This window comes from Leisingera sp. ANG49 (assembly GCF_059694505.1).
The window spans coordinates 465182-480663 of record NZ_JCATZN010000001.1 but is presented as its reverse complement, the minus strand read 5'-3'; the positions used below and the strand labels follow the sequence as shown (position 1 = coordinate 480663).

The window sequence follows — 15482 nt, the reverse complement described above, 5'->3', positions numbered from 1 at the left end:
GTGTCCCATTCAGTATTAGGTTGACTCCAAGGCAGTTTTTGGAGCCCGTGATGTTCTGGATTGTTTTCAGCACGGCCGCGCTGGCCGCAACCTGGACGGCTGCCGGACTGGCGGCGCTCAGTGCTGCGCGCACCGCGCGCACACCGCAAGGGGCCATCGGCTGGGTTGTGTTCCTGCTCGCCGTCCCGGTCCTTGCCCTGCCTGCCTATCTGATCTTCGGTCACCATCGGTTCAAGGGATACTGGAAATCCCGCAGGGCCGCAGAGCAGGCCGTTATCGCCAAGCGCAACTTTACCAACGCCCAATCACAGGACGCCGAGGCGGCGGGTGTCAATACTGCGCCTTTCGAGGTGATTGCCGGCCTCAACATCTGCCGCGGTAACGGGTTAGATATCCTGGTTAACGGCACCGAAACATTCAACTCCATCTTTGAAGCCATTGAAAATGCACAGGACTATATCCTGGTTCAGTACTACATACTGCGCGCCGACGGCCTTGGGATGCAATTGCAGTCCCGGCTGATTGCCGCAGCAGAGCGCGGCGTGACGGTCTGGTTCATGACGGACAGCATCGGCAGCCGCAAACTGTCCCGCGACTACAAGCGCGCGCTGGAGGCTGCGGGTGTCAACATGATAGATCCGGCAGTTCAGCGCGGCCCCTGGCACCGTTTGCGGATCAATTTCCGCAACCACCGGAAAACCGTAATCGTGGACGGACGCACCGGTTTTACCGGCGGCCTGAATGTAGGGAATGAATACTTGGGGCTGAATCCTGAGTTCGGGCCATGGCGGGATACGCATGTCCGGCTGACCGGACCTGTGGTGCAGCAGCTTCAGCTGTCCTTTGCGGAGGATTGGCTCTGGCGCACCCAGGAACCTATCCTGGACCTTCTCAACTGGGAGCCCGAAACCTCACCACAGGACCTGTCGGCACTGATCGCCTCAACCGGCCCCGGTGACACCACCGGCAACGGTTCCATGCTCTACTTCTCCGCCATCACAGCTGCGCGGACCCGGATCTGGCTGGCCTCCCCGTACTTTGTGCCAGACCAAGATGTGTTCGCGGCCTTGAAGCACGCAGGCCTGCGGGGTGTCGATGTCAGGGTGCTTTTGCCGGAAACCATTGACCACCACCTGCCGTGGCTTGCCAGCTTTGCATTTTTTGATGAATTGCGCGAGGCCGGCGTCCGCATCCTGCGCTATGAGGGCGGTTTCATGCATCAGAAGTGTTTTGTCGTCGACGACACGATCGCCGGAATTGGAACCGCAAACCTGGACAACCGCTCCTTCCGGCTGAACTTTGAAACCATGGCCTTGTTTTTCGCCCAGCGGCCCGCTGAGCAGGTTGCGGAAATGCTCGCCAAGGACTTTCAGAACGCGAAGGAGCTTGCTGTGAGGCTTGACCAGCAGAACCCGCGCGTCCGCCTTCTTGCACCTGTCGCGCGGCTGCTGGCGCCTGTGCTTTAACCGTCTTCCTCAGAGCGTTGTCCGTTAAAGGAAAACAGCCGCCCCATGGCGCTGACAAGAAAGGCCGTGCTGATTCCGAAACCGAACAGCCCCGTTACCGCAGCCAGCGCTGCAAAGATCCTCAGCGCGGGTCCCAGAACCACATCGCCGTAACCAAGCGTGGTGTAGGTCACCAGCGAAAAATAGACCGAAGTATTCCAATCCTCGATCGCGCCGACCAGAACAAAGGCCGAGGACCAGATCCAAACCTGTGCGGTATGGCTGCCAAGAATAATGAAAATGGCCACCACCAGCATAAGACCCAGCTGCCAGGGCCGGTAGGGTTTAGAAAACCGCTTGGACAGCCTGTTCAGCACAGAGGCGCACCAAACCAGGATCGTGATCTCCAGGATCAGGCAAGAGCTGAGGTAGATTGATCCCCACAGCAGCTGGTTCCACAGCGTCATGCCGGACCTCCCATTCTGATCGTGCTCTGGCAACCCATGGCTGCACCTTAAAAATCCTGCCTGCAATAGGCAATTGCCGCTTTCAGCCGCTCCCGGCAGCCAGCGCCGCAATTGAGCCGGACTGGACTTCCCGCAATCATGGGTGTTGAGTACCGTTGCAGCAATTGATGACCAAAAAAGCGAAAGTTGCCGCAAATGGTTCTGAAGATCCGCAATGTGACCAAGAGCTATCCCGGCCAGACGGCGGAAACAGCCGTTCTGCGCGGGGTATCCCTGGATCTGGCAGCGGGCAGGAGCCTAGCTCTGACCGGGGAAAGCGGCTCCGGCAAAAGCACGCTGCTGCATCTGGCCGGGGCGCTGGATCATTTCGACAGCGGCGAGATCGAGATTGACGGGACCCGCCTGTCCGGGCTTGGCGACGGTCAGCGGGCCGCATTGCGACGGCGTGACGTTTCGCTTGTTTTCCAGCAGTTTAATCTGATCCCTTCACTCAGCGTCGGAAGCAACATCGCATTGCATGCCCGTCTTGGCGGCAAATGGGACACAGGCTGGGGAACACGGCTGGTGGACCATCTGGGCCTGTCCAACGTGCAGGAGCGCTATCCTGAGCAGCTGTCCGGCGGGCAGCAGCAGCGTGTGGCCATCGCCCGCGCGCTGGCCGTGCGGCCCAAGCTGCTGCTGGCGGATGAGCCGACCGGCAACCTGGATGAAACCGCCAGCGCCGCCGTGATGGAGCTGATGCTGCAGCTGGTCCGGGAAAGCGGCACTGCGTTGTTCCTGGTCACCCATTCTGCCGCAATTGCCCAGATGCTGGACCGCCACCTGCATCTGCAGCACGGCACGACCGCATGACAGGCGCCGCGCTTCTGGCCATCCTGTCGCATTGGCGGCGCCATCCCCTTCAGCTGGCAACCCTGGTCACCGGGCTGGCGCTTGCGGCTGGTTTGTGGTCGGCAGTTCAGGCCATCAACGCGGAGGCGCGGGCCAGCTATGCCCGCGCCGCTGAACAACTTGGCACCGCGGGGGCTGCCCGGCTTGTTCCTGAAGCTGGAACCATCCCCGTTGCCCGTTATGCTGACCTGCGCCGGTCCGGCTGGCGGCTGGCCCCTGTGCTGGAGGGCGTTGTCAGGTTCGAGCGGCAAAGCTTTGATATCATGGGAGTTGACCTGCTCCAGCACCCGCAGGCCCCGGCCTTGGCCACGGCCGCAGAAGCAGACTCCGTGCCGCCGCTGGAAGCTCTGCTGCCGCCAGGAAGGATCTTTGCGCACCCGGAAACGGCAGCGCTTTTGAATGCATCGCAGCACGTGCACCCTGTAACCCAAATGGCAGCCTTGCCTCGGGGAATAGCTATGGCGGACCTCAGCCTCGCCAGCCGCTTGCTGCGGCGTCCCGACAGCCTGAGCTATCTGCTGGTTCTGCCGGAGCAGCGCCCGGGGCTGACACCGCTCAGTGAGCTGGCGCCTGAGCTGACCCTCATCCCTGCCCATGCCGCCGCCTCGGACACAGCGCGGCTGACGGACAGTTTCCATCTGAACCTTACCGCCTTTGGCCTGCTCTCCTTTGCGGTAGGCCTGTTCATCGTCCAGGGCACCATCGCGCTCAGCCTCGAGCAGCGGCGCGGAATGATCCGGACGCTGCGCAGCCTCGGGGTGCCAATGCGCTTGCTATCCGGCCTATTTGCTGCGGAACTGGCCGTGCTTGCGCTCCTCGCTGGCGCAGCCGGACTGGCCGGCGGCTATGTGGTCGCGGCCGCGTTGGTGCCCGGTGTCAACGCTACGCTGGCTGGTTTGTATGGTGCACCAGTGGATGGCAGCCTCTCGTTGCGGCCGGGCTGGGTTCTTTCAGGTCTGGCAATGACATTGGGCGGCACGTTCCTGGCCGCGGCGCAGTCTCTCTTTGCGCTTTGGCGCATGCCATTGCTTGCTGCTCCGGCGGCCCGCGCCAGAGGCCAGCAAGCCAGCCGCTCGCATCTGGCAGGAGCCGTGTGCGGGGTCGCAGCTTTCGCCGCTGGATTCTTGATACTTGCAACATTTCAAGGACTTATTTCTGGCTTTGCATTTCTGGGCGCCCTCATGCTCGGTGCTGCACTTTTGCTGCCGCTGCTTGTTTCAGCCGGATTGTCGCTGGGCGCGCGTTTTGCGAAGGGCGCCTACTCAGAGTGGCTATGGGCTGACACGCAGGCGCAGATTCCGGGTATGTCCCTGGCCTTGATGGCACTTTTGCTGGCTCTGGCCGCAAACATCGGCGTTGGCACCATGGTATCCAGTTTCCGCCTGACCTTTACCGGCTGGCTGGATCAGCGCCTGTTTGCTGAGGTCTACGTCACAGCCACCAGCGATTCCCAGGGCGCAGAATTAGCGCGATGGCTTGAAAAGCAGGGCATAACAGCCTTGCCGCGCCGCTATAAAGACACCCGCTTCAAAGGTGCGCCCTTGCGGATCTACGGCTTTGAGGATGACGCCGCCTTCCGGAAGAACTGGCCGCTGCTGGACGCTCTGCCGGATGTCTGGGATCAGGCCGCCAGGGGTGAGGCCATGCTGATAAATGAGCAGCTGGCGCGCCGTCACGGGCTGGTTCCGGGCGGGGTGCTTGAGCTTGAACCGGAATGGCGTCTGCCCATTGCCGGAATCTACTCCGATTATGGCAACCCGAACGGCCAGGCAATGGTCTCGCTGCCGGCCCTTCTGGCACGCGCGCCGGACATTCCGAACCGCCAGTTCGGTTTGCGCGCAGCTCCTCAGGAGGTTTCAGGATTGATCAAGTCGATCCGGGAAGGATTTGATATTCCCAGGGAAAACATCACTGATCAAGCGACCGTCAAGGCCCGCTCACTGGCGGTTTTTGACCGAACCTTTGTCATCACCGCGGCACTGAACCTGCTGACGCTGGGGGTGGCGGGTTTTGCGCTGCTGACCAGCCTTCTGACATTGTGGAACCAGCGCCTGCCCCAGCTTGCACCGGTCTGGGCCATGGGAGTGACCCGCCGCCGGCTGGCCGCTGCGGAGGTTCTGCGCAGCCTGCTGTTGGCGGCTGCCACAGCGGTTCTGGCGCTGCCGCTGGGGCTGGTTTTAGCCTGGTCGCTGCTGTCGGTGATCAATGTGGAGGCCTTTGGCTGGAAGCTGCCGATGTTTCTGTTTCCGCTCGACTGGCTGCGGCTGTTCCTGCTGGCGCTGCTGGCAGCGGTCATTGCCGCCGCGTTGCCTGCCCGGCGGCTCAGCCGGATCGCTCCGGCAGAACTGCTTAAAGTGTTTGCCAATGAACGTTAGGTTTTTCCTTTTTGCCGCAGCCGCTGGCTGGGCCACCGCCGCGCAGCCACAGGGCTACGCAGGGCTCGGAACGGAAGCAGAGGGGTTCGCCATCCCGCAGCCCGGCACCCAGCTGTCCTTTCCTGCGGATCATGGCCCGCATCCCGATTTCCGCATTGAATGGTGGTACTTGACCGCCAACCTCCAAGGAACCGACGGTGCGGATTACGGCATCCAGTGGACGCTGTTCCGCTCCGCTCTGTCGCCGGGAGAAGCGGAAGGCTGGCAAAGCCCGCAAATCTGGATGGCCCATGCGGCCGTGACCTCGCAGGATCAGCACCTGTTCGCAGAGCGCATTGCCCGCGGCGGGGTTGGCCAGGCTGGTGTTCAGGCGGATCCCTTTAACGCCTGGATAGATGACTGGCAGTTGCGCTCCACCAGAGAGACCTTTGAGAAGTTGTCACTTTCCGCCGCTGGAAGTGACTTTTCATACGATTTGGACCTCACCTCTTATGGCCCGCTGGTGCTGCACGGCGACAATGGCTATTCGGTGAAATCCGCCAGCGGCCAGGCGAGCCACTACTATTCTCAGCCGCATTATCAGGTGTCCGGCACGCTAAAGCTTCCCGACGGTCCAATCGCGGTCACTGGCCATGGCTGGCTGGACCGCGAGTGGTCAAGCCAGCCGCTGGCAGAGGATCAAAGCGGCTGGGACTGGTTCTCGCTCAGCTTTGACAGCGGCAGCAAGCTGATGGGCTTCGTGCTGCGCGGCGAAACCAGCAATTTCACTTCCGGCACCTGGATAACTGCTGACGGAACAGCTGAACCGTTGGCGCCGGGAACTTTCCAGGCAGAACCCTTGGAAACCAGTGATGTGGAGGGGCGCAAGATCCCCACGCGCTGGAAAGTCTCCCTGCCTTCCCAGGGGGTTTCCCTTGAAGTTCAATCGCTTAATCCGCAAAGCTGGATGGGCACCTCGTTTTCCTACTGGGAGGGGCCGGTCACGGTAGCCGGCAGCCACAGCGGCAAGGGATACCTTGAGATGACCGGTTATGAATAAGGGCGCCCGAAGGCGCCCTTGCTTTTTTAGCGGACCACAAAGACCGAGCAATCCGAGTGCCGGATCACCCGGGCCGCGTTTGGCCCAAGCAGGTAATCCTTCAGATCCGGCTTATGCGCACCAATCACGATCAGCCCGCTGCCCGCGGTTTCGGCAACCTTCAGGATCTCCTGATAGGCGGTACCGGTTGCCACCAGGTGGCGGACCTTGGCATTGCGCTCTTTGCCCAGAACCTTGGCGCATAGATCGCTCAGACGCTGGGTCGCGTCCTTGACCGCATTCTCATGGTGATGATCCTCAAAGAACCCCGAGACCCAGCTCTCGCCGAAGTCCGGCAGGACATTGACAACATCCAGCTGGGCCCCGTCCAGGCCGGCCAACCGCCCGGCCTGCGTCAGGACCTTCTCGTCCAAGTCCTGATCGTTCAGTTCCAGGGCGCAAAGAACGGGTTTGCTCATGCTGTTACTCCTTCTTCTTCGCGCGCGCGGCCGCGCTGCATCAGGGCTATCAGCGCCACCAGCAGCAGCGCCGGAAGGAACATCAATTCCTTCGGAAGCTGGCTGGCGGGCGCCTGGATTGCTATGATCTGAACCGGCGCGTCAGCGTAGAAATCGAAGCTTTCCAAGTTCGGCGCTGCTGGGGTTCCGAACATCGGTTCTTCCAGCTTGACCGCACCGTCTTCCTCCAGCAGCAGAAGCCCGTAGGCATCCACAGCCGCCTGGCCATCCGTGCCGTCGGCAGTCATGATCATTGTAGTGCTCTTGATTTTAGAAGTGTCGAAATCAGGACCTTCCACGGTGATCCGCAGCTCCGCCCCTGGCTCCGCATCTTCCAGTGCCTGAGCCAGTTGGGCCGGCGGCACCTGAGCAAAGGGCGGCATCACCCGGTCCATGAAGAAGTCCGGCCGGAACAGCGCAAAGGCTGCAAAGATCAGTAGGATGCTTTCATAGATCCGGTTGCGGCTGACGAAGTAGCCCATGGTGCCGGCGGTAAAGACCAGGATCGCTATGGTGGCTGATATGGCCACGAGTATCCCCTGTACCCAGTTCACATCGATCAGTAGAAGATCGGTGTTGAAGATGAACACAAACGGCAGCGCCACAGTCCGCAAGCTGTAGAAGAAGGCAGTGAAGCCGGTGCGAATCGCATCGCCGCCCGACACGGCCGCGGCGGCAAAGCTGGCGAGCCCCACTGGCGGCGTCACATCCGCCATGATCCCGAAGTAGAACACGAACAGATGCACGGCAATCAGCGGCACGATGAGCCCGGACTGTGCGCCCAGTTCCACCACCACACCGGCCATCAGCGAGCTGACGACAATGTAGTTGGCGGTGGTCGGCAGGCCCATGCCCAGAACAAGCGAAAGAAGGCCCACCATCACCAGCATAAGTATCAGGTTGCCGCCCGAGACGAACTCGACCAGGTCAGCCATCACCTGGCCCACGCCGGTCAGCGTCACCGTCCCCACGATCACGCCTGCAGTGGCCGTAGCCAGCGCAATCCCGATCATGTTGCGGGCGCCGTCAATCAGGCCGTTCCACAGGTCATGGACGCCTTCGACAAAGGCGTTTGCCATGTGGCTCTGGCCGCGGAAGATCGCCTTGAGCGGTTTCTGGGTCAGCAGGATCACGAACAACAGCGCGGTGGCCCAAAACGCCGACAGGCCCGGCGACTTCTGTTCGATCATCAGGAAGTAGACCAGCACGATGATCGGCAGCAGGTAATGCAGGCCTGCCTTGTAGATCTCAGCGACCACCGGCAGTTCAACCTCCTGCGCGTTCGGATCATCCGGCACCAGGTCTTCAACACCCGAGGCCAGCCACAGCAGCGCGATATAGGCCGCCACAACAAGCGCCGAAAGGGTCATACCGGACGCGCCGGGCATCGCCGCGACGATCCATTTCACCGGATACTGTACGCCGTAGCAAAGCGCGGCAAAGCCTGCGAAGAACAACGCCATGCCGCCGATGGTGCGACCCATGGACACCACGCGGTTGCCCAGCGTAGGCATGTTCCGCTTCACCGCCTCCAAATGAACGATATAGACCAGCGCGATGTAGGAAATCGCGGCCGGCAGGAAGGCATGGGTGATCACCTCGACGTAGGAAATGCCCACGTATTCCACCATGAGGAAGGCGGCAGCACCCATCACCGGCGGCATGATCTGGCCATTCACAGAGGATGCGACCTCAACCGAGCCCGCCTGTTCGGAGGTGAAACCGACGCGCTTCATCAGCGGGATGGTGAATGTGCCGGTGGTGACCACGTTCGCGATGGAGGACCCGGAGATCAGGCCGGTTGCGGCAGAGCCGACAACTGCCGCCTTGGCCGGGCCGCCGCGCAGGTGGCCAAGCGCACCAAACGCCATTTTGATGAAGTAATTGCCGGCGCCTGCCTTATCGAGCAGAGCACCGAACAGCACGAAGAGAAAGACGAACTTGGTGGAGACCCCAAGGGCAATGCCAAACACGCCCTCAGATGTGATCCACATATGGCTCATCGCCTTTTTCAGGCTGGCGCCCTTCCAGCGGATGACTTCCGGAACGTACTCGGAAGAGCCGAAGAACACGTAGAGAAGGAAAATCGTCGCGATGATCGCCATCGCCGGTCCAAGCGCCCGGCGGGCAGCTTCGAACAGCAGGATCAGGCCGGCGAGGGCAAACCACTTGTCCATGTCGTCTGCAAGGCCGCCGGAATCGACGATTTTCTGATAGAAAATGTAACCGTACATCGCGATCGCGGTGCCAGCCAATGCGAAAATCCAGTCCTGCACCGGGATGTAATTCCGCGGGCTGGATTTCAACGCGGGATAAGCCGCGTAGGCCAGGAAAATGGCAAAGGCCAAATGGATTTGGCGGGAATTGTTAATCACGCTGCCAGGCAGCAGCAGGTTGGCCACTGGCGAGGCCAGGATGACTTGGAACACGGACCAGATGACGGCGACGATTGCCAGGAACAGCCCCACGCTTCCCACCGGGTTGCGGGAGCCGGCGTCGGAGGACGCGACCAGTTCCTGAAGCTCTTCTTCGCTAAGCGGCCGATTTCCCTGAGCATCGGATGTCATGGATAATCTCCCCTGCGGCCGCCGTTTCCCGGGGCCGGTATTGTCAAGCCCGGGCCTGTGGCCTCAGGCGGAAACGGGGCGCGTGAGGCGCCCCGTTCCTGCTGTCTGGCGGATTACTCGATCCAGCCTTTTTCTTTGTAGTATTTGGCAGCGCCCGGATGCAGCGGCGCAGACAGGCCGTCTGCGATCATCTCTTCCGGCTTCAGGTTGGCAAACGCCGGGTGCAGCTTCTGGAAGGCTTCAAAGTTCTCGAAGACAGAGCTGACCACTGCATAGACCGCGTCCTCAGAGACGTCGGCGGAGGTGACGAAGGTCGCGCCCACACCAAAGGTGTTGGTGTCGTTGTCGGACCCGCGGTACATGCCGCCCGGAATGGTCGCGGTACGATAGAAGGAGTTGTCGGCAACCAGTTTCTCAACCGCTTCTCCGTCCACGGTCACCAGCACCGAGTCACAGGCGGTGGTGGCTTCCTGAATGGACCCCGACGGGTGGCCAACGGTATAGATCATCGCGTCGATCTGGTTGTCGCACAGCGCTGCGGACTGTTCCGCCGCCTTCAGCTCGGTCGCCAATGCGAAATCTTCCATGCCCCAGCCCTTGGCTTCCATCAGCACTTCCATGGTGCCGCGCTGGCCGGAGCCCGGGTTGCCGATGTTGACGCGCTTGCCTTTGAGATCGTCAAAAGTGGAAATACCGGCATCTGCGCGAGCCACAACGGTGAAAGGTTCCGGGTGGACCGAGAACACGGCGCGCAGGCCTTCGAAGGCACCTGCTTCCTCAAACTTGGAAGAGCCGTTGTAGGCGTGGTACTGCCAGTCGGACTGGGCAACGCCGAACTGCAGCTCGCCTTCGCGGATGGTGTTGATGTTGTAGACCGAACCGCCGGTGGATTCGACGGCGCACTTGAAGCCGTGCTCCTTGCGGCCCTTGTTCACCAGACGGCAGATGGCGCCGCCGGTCGGGTAATACACGCCGGTCACGCCGCCGGTGCCGATGGTGATATATTCCTGAGCAAATGCTGCGGGCGCCGAAAAGGACGCCGCCACCAATGCACCGATAGCCAGCTTGGTGTGTTTCATGATCAAGTCTCTCCCACTTGTCTTATGATTTGCAGCTTGTCCATGTACGCCGGAAACACAGTTCTGCAGTCGTCCCACTGCCGTAAGTTCCGGCCCGCTGGGCAAGCTGCGTGCCGATTATTTTGCACGCGCAGAAGGGTTCCACTGGCCATCCTTCAAGTCAAGGGTGCTATTTATTGCCGCACCCACTTTGTGCCTGTTTTTCCCGGTATTGACGTTACTTAGGGAAATTTCCCCGCAGAAGACCGGCCCTTCCCTCCTGAAGTAGCATAATGTTTTTTCTTGCAAGGAAAATCCGCTTGCGCGCGATTCTCCTGCAGCCCGCCTTCCATTTCGCTCGTGGCGCTTTTCCCGCTCCGCAGGAAATTTCTGCGTTCCTTCCCCGCCTGGAAAATGAACCGGTGACAAACTGCCGCAACGACGCTATCAAGCGTCACATAAAAACTTGAGCCACGATTCAAAAAGCTGTGGCCATTTCCAGCAATTGACAGGGAGCCTGCAGCAATGCTGCTGAGCCAAGTAATTTTCAACAATCCGTCTTTGACGGATTTTTGGGCCTTGGAGCGATGTGTCTCCGCCCAAGCCCGCCGGATTCCGAAAGAAATCAGCGCGCCGCTGACCTGTGATGTGGAGCCGGAATTCCGCTGCACGCCTCGAAAGTGGGACCTGATCCTAGCTGAAGCCCACGAACGCGGCTTGCGGGCGAGGCAGGCCGCCTGAGGCCTTCCGGCCCTTTCAAGTCTAGAACAGTTCCCCGGCAGAAATAAACCTGCCGGGGAAATTTGCCTTACTCAGCCGGGCTTGGCTCCGGCTGGCCTTTGATCCGCTCACGCAAGCCCTGCATCATTGCATAGAGCACCGGCACCACGATGACTCCGACGACCGTCGCCGCCAGCATTCCGCCAAAGACAGCGATACCGATGGCACGCTGGCTGGCCGCCCCTGCGCCGGATGCGATCATCAGCGGCACCACCCCCAAAAGGAAGGACAGCGCGGTCATCATCACCGCCCTGAAGCGCTGTTTGGCCGCCTCCTGCGCGGCTTCGCGGATGCTGAGGCCAGCGGCCCGCTGCTCCATTGCGAATTCGACGATCAGAATGGCGTTCTTAGATGCCAGGCCGATCAGCATGATCATCCCGATCTGCGTGTAGAGGTTGATGTCATTACCGGCCAGCGCTACAGCAGCAACCGCACCGAACAAGGCAACAATCACCGACAACAAGATCGCAACCGGCATGGTCCAGCTTTCGTATTGCCCGACCAGGAACAGGTAACCGAACAGCACCGCCATCGCCAGGATCACGGTCACCAGCCCGGCCGAGTCCAGCTGCTGCTGCGCGGTGCCGGTCCATTCAAAGGCGTATCCCGGCGGCAGCGCCGTCGCGGCTTCTTCCTGCATCACCCGGATCGCGTCACCCGTGGACAGGTCGGGTGCCGGAACCGCAGTGACGGTCGCCGAGCGGAAGATATTGTGCCGCTTCAGCAGCACCGGTCCCAGCACGTTCTCAACGTCGATCAGGGTCGACAGCGGCACCATCTCCCCGGACTGCGCCCGCACGTACAGGCCGCCGATATCCTCGATCTTGTCGCGGTAGGAACCCTCCGCCTGCAGCATCACTTTGTAGACGCGTCCGAACAGGTTGAAGTCGTTGACATAGTAGGACCCTAGATGCGCCTGCATGGTTTGGAACACCTCGGCAATCGGCACGTTCAGCGTCTTGGCCTTTTCCCGGTCCAGATCAACAAACACCTGGGGCACGTTGGCCCGGAAAGTGGTGTAGGACTGGGCAATCTCCGGCCGCTGGTTGGCGGAATAGACCAGTGAGCCGACCGACTGCGCCAGGTCCTGCGGCGTGCCGCCTGCGGTCTGCTGCACTGCCATTTCCACACCGGCCGACATGCCAAGGCCGGAAATCGGCGGTGGGTTGAAGGCAACGATGCTGGCCGCAGCCTCGCCGTTGGCGATGCCATAGATCTGACCAAGGATTGCGTCCGGCTGCAACGCCTCGTCCTGCCGCTCATCCCAGGGCGTCAAGTTGGCAATGATCATCGCACCGTTGGCGCTGGCGCCGTTCAGCAGGCTGAACCCATTGACCAGCACGGTTCCCTGCACACCCGGAATCTGGCGGATCTGCTCGTCAATCCGGCTAGTCACCGTCTCTGTCCGCCCCAGTGCCGCTGCGTCGGGCAGCTGAACGTCGACAAACAGATAGCCGTTGTCCTCCAGCGGCAGGAAGCCCTTGGACGTTGTGCTGAAAACCGTTCCGGTGCCAAAGGCCACGGCAGCAATTATGGCAAGCCCGATCACCGGAAGCCGCAGCAGGCGGGTCACGATGCTGAGGTAGCCGCTGCGCACCCCGCCGATCATGTTTTCGAACATCGCCAGCAGCCCTTTGGGCGGGCCGGAACGGGCCTTGAGCACGATGGCGCACAGCGCAGGCGACAGTGTCAGCGCGTTGACCGAGGAGATCACCACTGCGACGGAGATGGTCACCGCAAACTGCGAATAGAGCCTGCCGGTGATCCCTGGCATGAAGGTAACCGGCACGAACACCGCCAGCAGCACCAGCGTGGTGGCAATCACCGGGCCGGTGATCTGCCCCATTGCCTTGCGGGTGGCCTCAGGCGGTGACAGCCCCTCCTCCGCGATGATCCGTTCGACGTTTTCCACCACGACGATGGCGTCATCCACCACGATGCCGATGGCCAGAACAAGCGCGAACAGCGAGATGGTGTTAAGCGACATGCCAAGCGCCAGCAAGAAAGCAAATGTGCCGATCAGCGAGACCGGGATTGCCACGGCCGGAATGATAGTGGCGCGGAACGACCCCAGGAAGATGAACACCACTGAGATCACCAGCACAAAGGTCATCATCAGGGTGGTGATCACGTCATTCAGCGACTGTTCGACAAAATCCGTGGTGTTGAACGGCACGGAATAAGAAACATCCTCGGGGAAGGACTGCGAGAGGCGATCCATTTCCGCCAGAACAGCTTCGGACACGGCAAGCGCATTGGCGCCCGGCGCCTGATAGACCGCCAGAATAGTGGCCGGAACGCCGTCGAAATAGCCGGAAGAACTGTAATTGGAAGCCCCCAGTTCCACCTTGGCAATATCTCTCAGGCGCACCGTGCTGCCGCCTTCACCGGTGCGGATCACAATATCCTCGAACTCGCTGACCTCGGTCAGGCGGCCCTTGGACTTGATTGTGTATTGAAACACCTGATCCCCCGGCACCGGCGGTGCACCCACCTGCCCTGCCGACACTTCTATATTCTGCTCTTGCACCGCATTGATCACGTCGCCAGGTGAAATCCCCAAGCCCGCCATCTTGTTCGGCTCCAGCCAGACCCGCATGGCATATTCAAAGTTGGTCAGGATATCCGCCTTGCCGACGCCGGCGACACGCGCCAGTGCATCCTTGATGTTGATGGCCGCATAGTTTGACAGGAAGACGCTGTCATAGGACCCTTTGGGAGAGGTCAGCGCTGTCACCAGCAGCATGTTGGAGGAGCTTTTCTGGGTCACAACGCCATTCGCGTTGACCTCGGCTGGAAGAGCCGCCGTTGCCTGCGCCACCCGGTTCTGCACGTTTACGGAGGCGATATCCGGATCGGTTCCGACCTCGAACGTCACCGCCAGAGAGTAGCTTCCGTTGTCAGCGGATGTGGAGGACATGTAGAGCATCCCGTCCACCCCGTTGACCTGTGCTTCAATCGGCGCAGCAACGCTCTTTTCAACTGTTTCCGCGTTGGCCCCGGTGTAGGTAGCGGTGACATTCACCACCGGCGGTGTAATTTCCGGGAACTGCGCCACCGGCAGTGCAAAATAGCCGATCACCCCCATGACCGTCAGCACCAGAGAAATGACGATCGCGAATTTCGGCCTTGAAATGAATGTGGAGGAAAACATCGGTTATTCTCCAGCCTGAGCAGCCATGACCGGGTCCACCTCGACACCGGGGCGGATCTTTTGCAGCCCTTCGACAACCACGGTTTCACCCTTGATTAGCCCGTCCAGAACGATGATCCCCGTGCCCTGCACTTCGCCCGTCGCAATGTAGCGCTGCTGCACCTGGTTGTTCTCGTCCACCACCAGAACAAACGGCCCCTGCTGATCGCGCTGGATTGCGGCCTGACTGATGACAACGCGATCAACAGCTTCTTGCGACTGCAAGCCTACTGTAAGGAACGCGCCATCGAGAATCAGCCGGTCATCATTCTGGAACTTCGCCCGCACGGTGACAGCGCCAGTGGCGGGGTCCACGCGGTTGCCGGCAAAGGCAATCCGGCCCTTCTCCTCCAGTTCGGCCCCATTGGGCAGCACGACAAAGACTTCCGGCGCAGTTTCAGTGCTGGAGCGGTCGATACCCTCGGATTCCAGCTGCTGCAGGATCTCGACAAATTGCTTTTCGTTCAGCGAGAACGATACATAAACCGGTGCCTCGCGCACGATGTTGACCAGCGGTGCGCCGCTGGGGTTGACCACGTCGCCGATACTGACTTCGATACGCCCGACACGGCCCGAGAATGGCGCGAGAATCTCAGTGTAGCTCAGATCAAGCTCTGCCTGCTGGATGGCGGCCCGGGCCGCCCGCACCTGCGCCTCTGCCACCTGTTCATTGGCACGGGCAGTGTCGCGGTCCGTTTCCGGAACAGAGCCGCGCTCGAAAAGCTCCTGCTTGCGGACTAGTTCCAGCGACGCCAGCTCAAGGCTGGCTTCCGCCTGCGCCAGTTCGGCACGGCGGCTTTCCAGCACCGCTTCATAAGCGCTGCGCTCGATCCGGAACAGAATATCCCCCTTCTCAACTTCTGCACCGTCCTGGACCAGTGCTTCCTCCAGGTAGCCGCTGACCCGGGCCATGATGTCGGCCTTGTCGATTGCCTCACCCCGGCCGATGAAGGTTGCGGTGTCCTTGATCGGTTTGATCACCGCCTCCGAGACGGCCACCTTGGGTGCAGCCGCCTGCTGCTGTGCCAATGCAGGGCCTGCAGCAGACAGGCTAACAGCCGCAATAACTGCCAGCCCGGTACGGCCGGTCAGGCCCCTGTTCCAGAAACACGTCATTCTTGAGCCTTTCAACTTAAACAGAAATATTGTGTGCAGCCGATTACCCGGCCT

Annotated in this window: 12 protein-coding genes; 6 read left to right on the top strand and 6 right to left on the bottom strand. The window is 60.9% G+C overall.

What is annotated here, in order from left to right; translation table 11 throughout:
• Window positions 1-50: 50 nt before the first annotated feature.
• On the top strand, window positions 51-1466 hold the full coding sequence (cls, locus tag AC58NV_RS02400) for a cardiolipin synthase (protein WP_497226384.1): 1416 nt from the start codon (window positions 51-53) through the stop codon (window positions 1464-1466).
• On the opposite strand, the gene AC58NV_RS02395 is transcribed toward cls, so the two are convergent.
• The gene (locus AC58NV_RS02395) at window positions 1463-1912 is read right to left on the bottom strand and encodes an ion channel (RefSeq protein WP_497225721.1); all 450 of its coding nucleotides are present in this window, start codon (window positions 1910-1912) and stop codon (window positions 1463-1465) included. The two genes, cls and AC58NV_RS02395, sit on opposite strands and share 4 nt — an antisense overlap.
• Window positions 1913-2107: 195 nt before the next feature.
• Here AC58NV_RS02395 and AC58NV_RS02390 point away from each other — a divergent pair, with 195 nt between their 5' ends.
• From AC58NV_RS02390 to AC58NV_RS02380, 3 genes are read left to right on the top strand one after another with little or no spacing between them, the layout of a single operon-like run.
• Window positions 2108-2764: an ABC transporter ATP-binding protein gene (locus tag AC58NV_RS02390; protein WP_497225720.1), complete on the top strand. Its 657-nt coding sequence runs from the start codon at window positions 2108-2110 to the stop codon at window positions 2762-2764.
• Complete coding sequence (locus AC58NV_RS02385) at window positions 2761-5178, top strand: FtsX-like permease family protein (RefSeq protein ID WP_497225719.1); 2418 nt, start codon at window positions 2761-2763, stop codon at window positions 5176-5178. Before AC58NV_RS02390 ends, AC58NV_RS02385 begins: the two co-directional genes overlap by 4 nt.
• Complete coding sequence (locus AC58NV_RS02380) at window positions 5168-6217, top strand: lipocalin-like domain-containing protein (protein WP_497225718.1); 1050 nt, start codon at window positions 5168-5170, stop codon at window positions 6215-6217. The genes AC58NV_RS02385 and AC58NV_RS02380 overlap by 11 nt, the downstream gene beginning before the upstream one ends.
• A gap of 26 nt (window positions 6218-6243) precedes the next feature.
• Here the strand turns inward: AC58NV_RS02380 and AC58NV_RS02375 are convergent, their stop codons facing one another.
• From AC58NV_RS02375 to AC58NV_RS02365, 3 genes are all read right to left on the bottom strand, one after another.
• Window positions 6244-6675 (bottom strand): universal stress protein, encoded by a 432-nt coding sequence (locus AC58NV_RS02375; RefSeq protein WP_497225717.1) that lies wholly within the window; start codon window positions 6673-6675, stop codon window positions 6244-6246.
• Window positions 6672-9281 carry a TRAP transporter permease gene (locus AC58NV_RS02370; protein WP_497225716.1) on the bottom strand — a complete coding sequence of 870 codons (2610 nt, stop codon included), beginning with the start codon at window positions 9279-9281 and terminating at the stop codon, window positions 6672-6674. Before AC58NV_RS02370 ends, AC58NV_RS02375 begins: the two co-directional genes overlap by 4 nt.
• Window positions 9282-9394: 113 nt before the next feature.
• Complete coding sequence (locus AC58NV_RS02365) at window positions 9395-10360, bottom strand: TAXI family TRAP transporter solute-binding subunit (protein ID WP_366661902.1); 966 nt, start codon at window positions 10358-10360, stop codon at window positions 9395-9397.
• 272 nt (window positions 10361-10632) lie between these two features.
• Between AC58NV_RS02365 and AC58NV_RS02360 the strand changes: the two genes are divergently transcribed.
• The gene (locus AC58NV_RS02360; RefSeq protein ID WP_497225715.1) at window positions 10633-10809 is read left to right on the top strand and encodes a hypothetical protein; all 177 of its coding nucleotides are present in this window, start codon (window positions 10633-10635) and stop codon (window positions 10807-10809) included.
• A gap of 55 nt (window positions 10810-10864) precedes the next feature.
• Window positions 10865-11080, top strand: coding sequence for a hypothetical protein (locus AC58NV_RS02355; RefSeq protein ID WP_497225714.1), 216 nt, complete (start codon window positions 10865-10867; stop codon window positions 11078-11080).
• A gap of 67 nt (window positions 11081-11147) precedes the next feature.
• Here AC58NV_RS02355 and AC58NV_RS02350 read toward each other — a convergent pair whose 3' ends face one another.
• Complete coding sequence (locus AC58NV_RS02350) at window positions 11148-14273, bottom strand: efflux RND transporter permease subunit (protein WP_497225713.1); 3126 nt, start codon at window positions 14271-14273, stop codon at window positions 11148-11150.
• 3 nt (window positions 14274-14276) lie between these two features.
• The gene (locus AC58NV_RS02345) at window positions 14277-15341 is read right to left on the bottom strand and encodes an efflux RND transporter periplasmic adaptor subunit (protein WP_497225712.1); all 1065 of its coding nucleotides are present in this window, start codon (window positions 15339-15341) and stop codon (window positions 14277-14279) included.
• Between the last annotated feature and the right edge of the window lie 141 nt (window positions 15342-15482).

What these genes read in the sequence shown, in the direction of transcription:
- AC58NV_RS02370 (WP_497225716.1), bottom strand. Translation starts at nt 9,281, where the DNA reads ATGACATCCGATGCTCAGGGAAATCGGCCGCTTAGCGAAGAAGAGCTT.
- AC58NV_RS02375 (WP_497225717.1), bottom strand. Translation starts at nt 6,675, where the DNA reads ATGAGCAAACCCGTTCTTTGCGCCCTGGAACTGAACGATCAGGACTTG.
- cls (WP_497226384.1), top strand. Translation starts at nt 51, where the DNA reads ATGTTCTGGATTGTTTTCAGCACGGCCGCGCTGGCCGCAACCTGGACG.
- AC58NV_RS02355 (WP_497225714.1), top strand. Translation starts at nt 10,865, where the DNA reads ATGCTGCTGAGCCAAGTAATTTTCAACAATCCGTCTTTGACGGATTTT.
- AC58NV_RS02395 (WP_497225721.1), bottom strand. Translation starts at nt 1,912, where the DNA reads ATGACGCTGTGGAACCAGCTGCTGTGGGGATCAATCTACCTCAGCTCT.
- AC58NV_RS02380 (WP_497225718.1), top strand. Translation starts at nt 5,168, where the DNA reads ATGAACGTTAGGTTTTTCCTTTTTGCCGCAGCCGCTGGCTGGGCCACC.
- AC58NV_RS02385 (WP_497225719.1), top strand. Translation starts at nt 2,761, where the DNA reads ATGACAGGCGCCGCGCTTCTGGCCATCCTGTCGCATTGGCGGCGCCAT.
- AC58NV_RS02360 (WP_497225715.1), top strand. Translation starts at nt 10,633, where the DNA reads ATGTTTTTTCTTGCAAGGAAAATCCGCTTGCGCGCGATTCTCCTGCAG.
- AC58NV_RS02390 (WP_497225720.1), top strand. Translation starts at nt 2,108, where the DNA reads ATGGTTCTGAAGATCCGCAATGTGACCAAGAGCTATCCCGGCCAGACG.
- AC58NV_RS02365 (WP_366661902.1), bottom strand. Translation starts at nt 10,360, where the DNA reads ATGAAACACACCAAGCTGGCTATCGGTGCATTGGTGGCGGCGTCCTTT.
- AC58NV_RS02350 (WP_497225713.1), bottom strand. Translation starts at nt 14,273, where the DNA reads ATGTTTTCCTCCACATTCATTTCAAGGCCGAAATTCGCGATCGTCATT.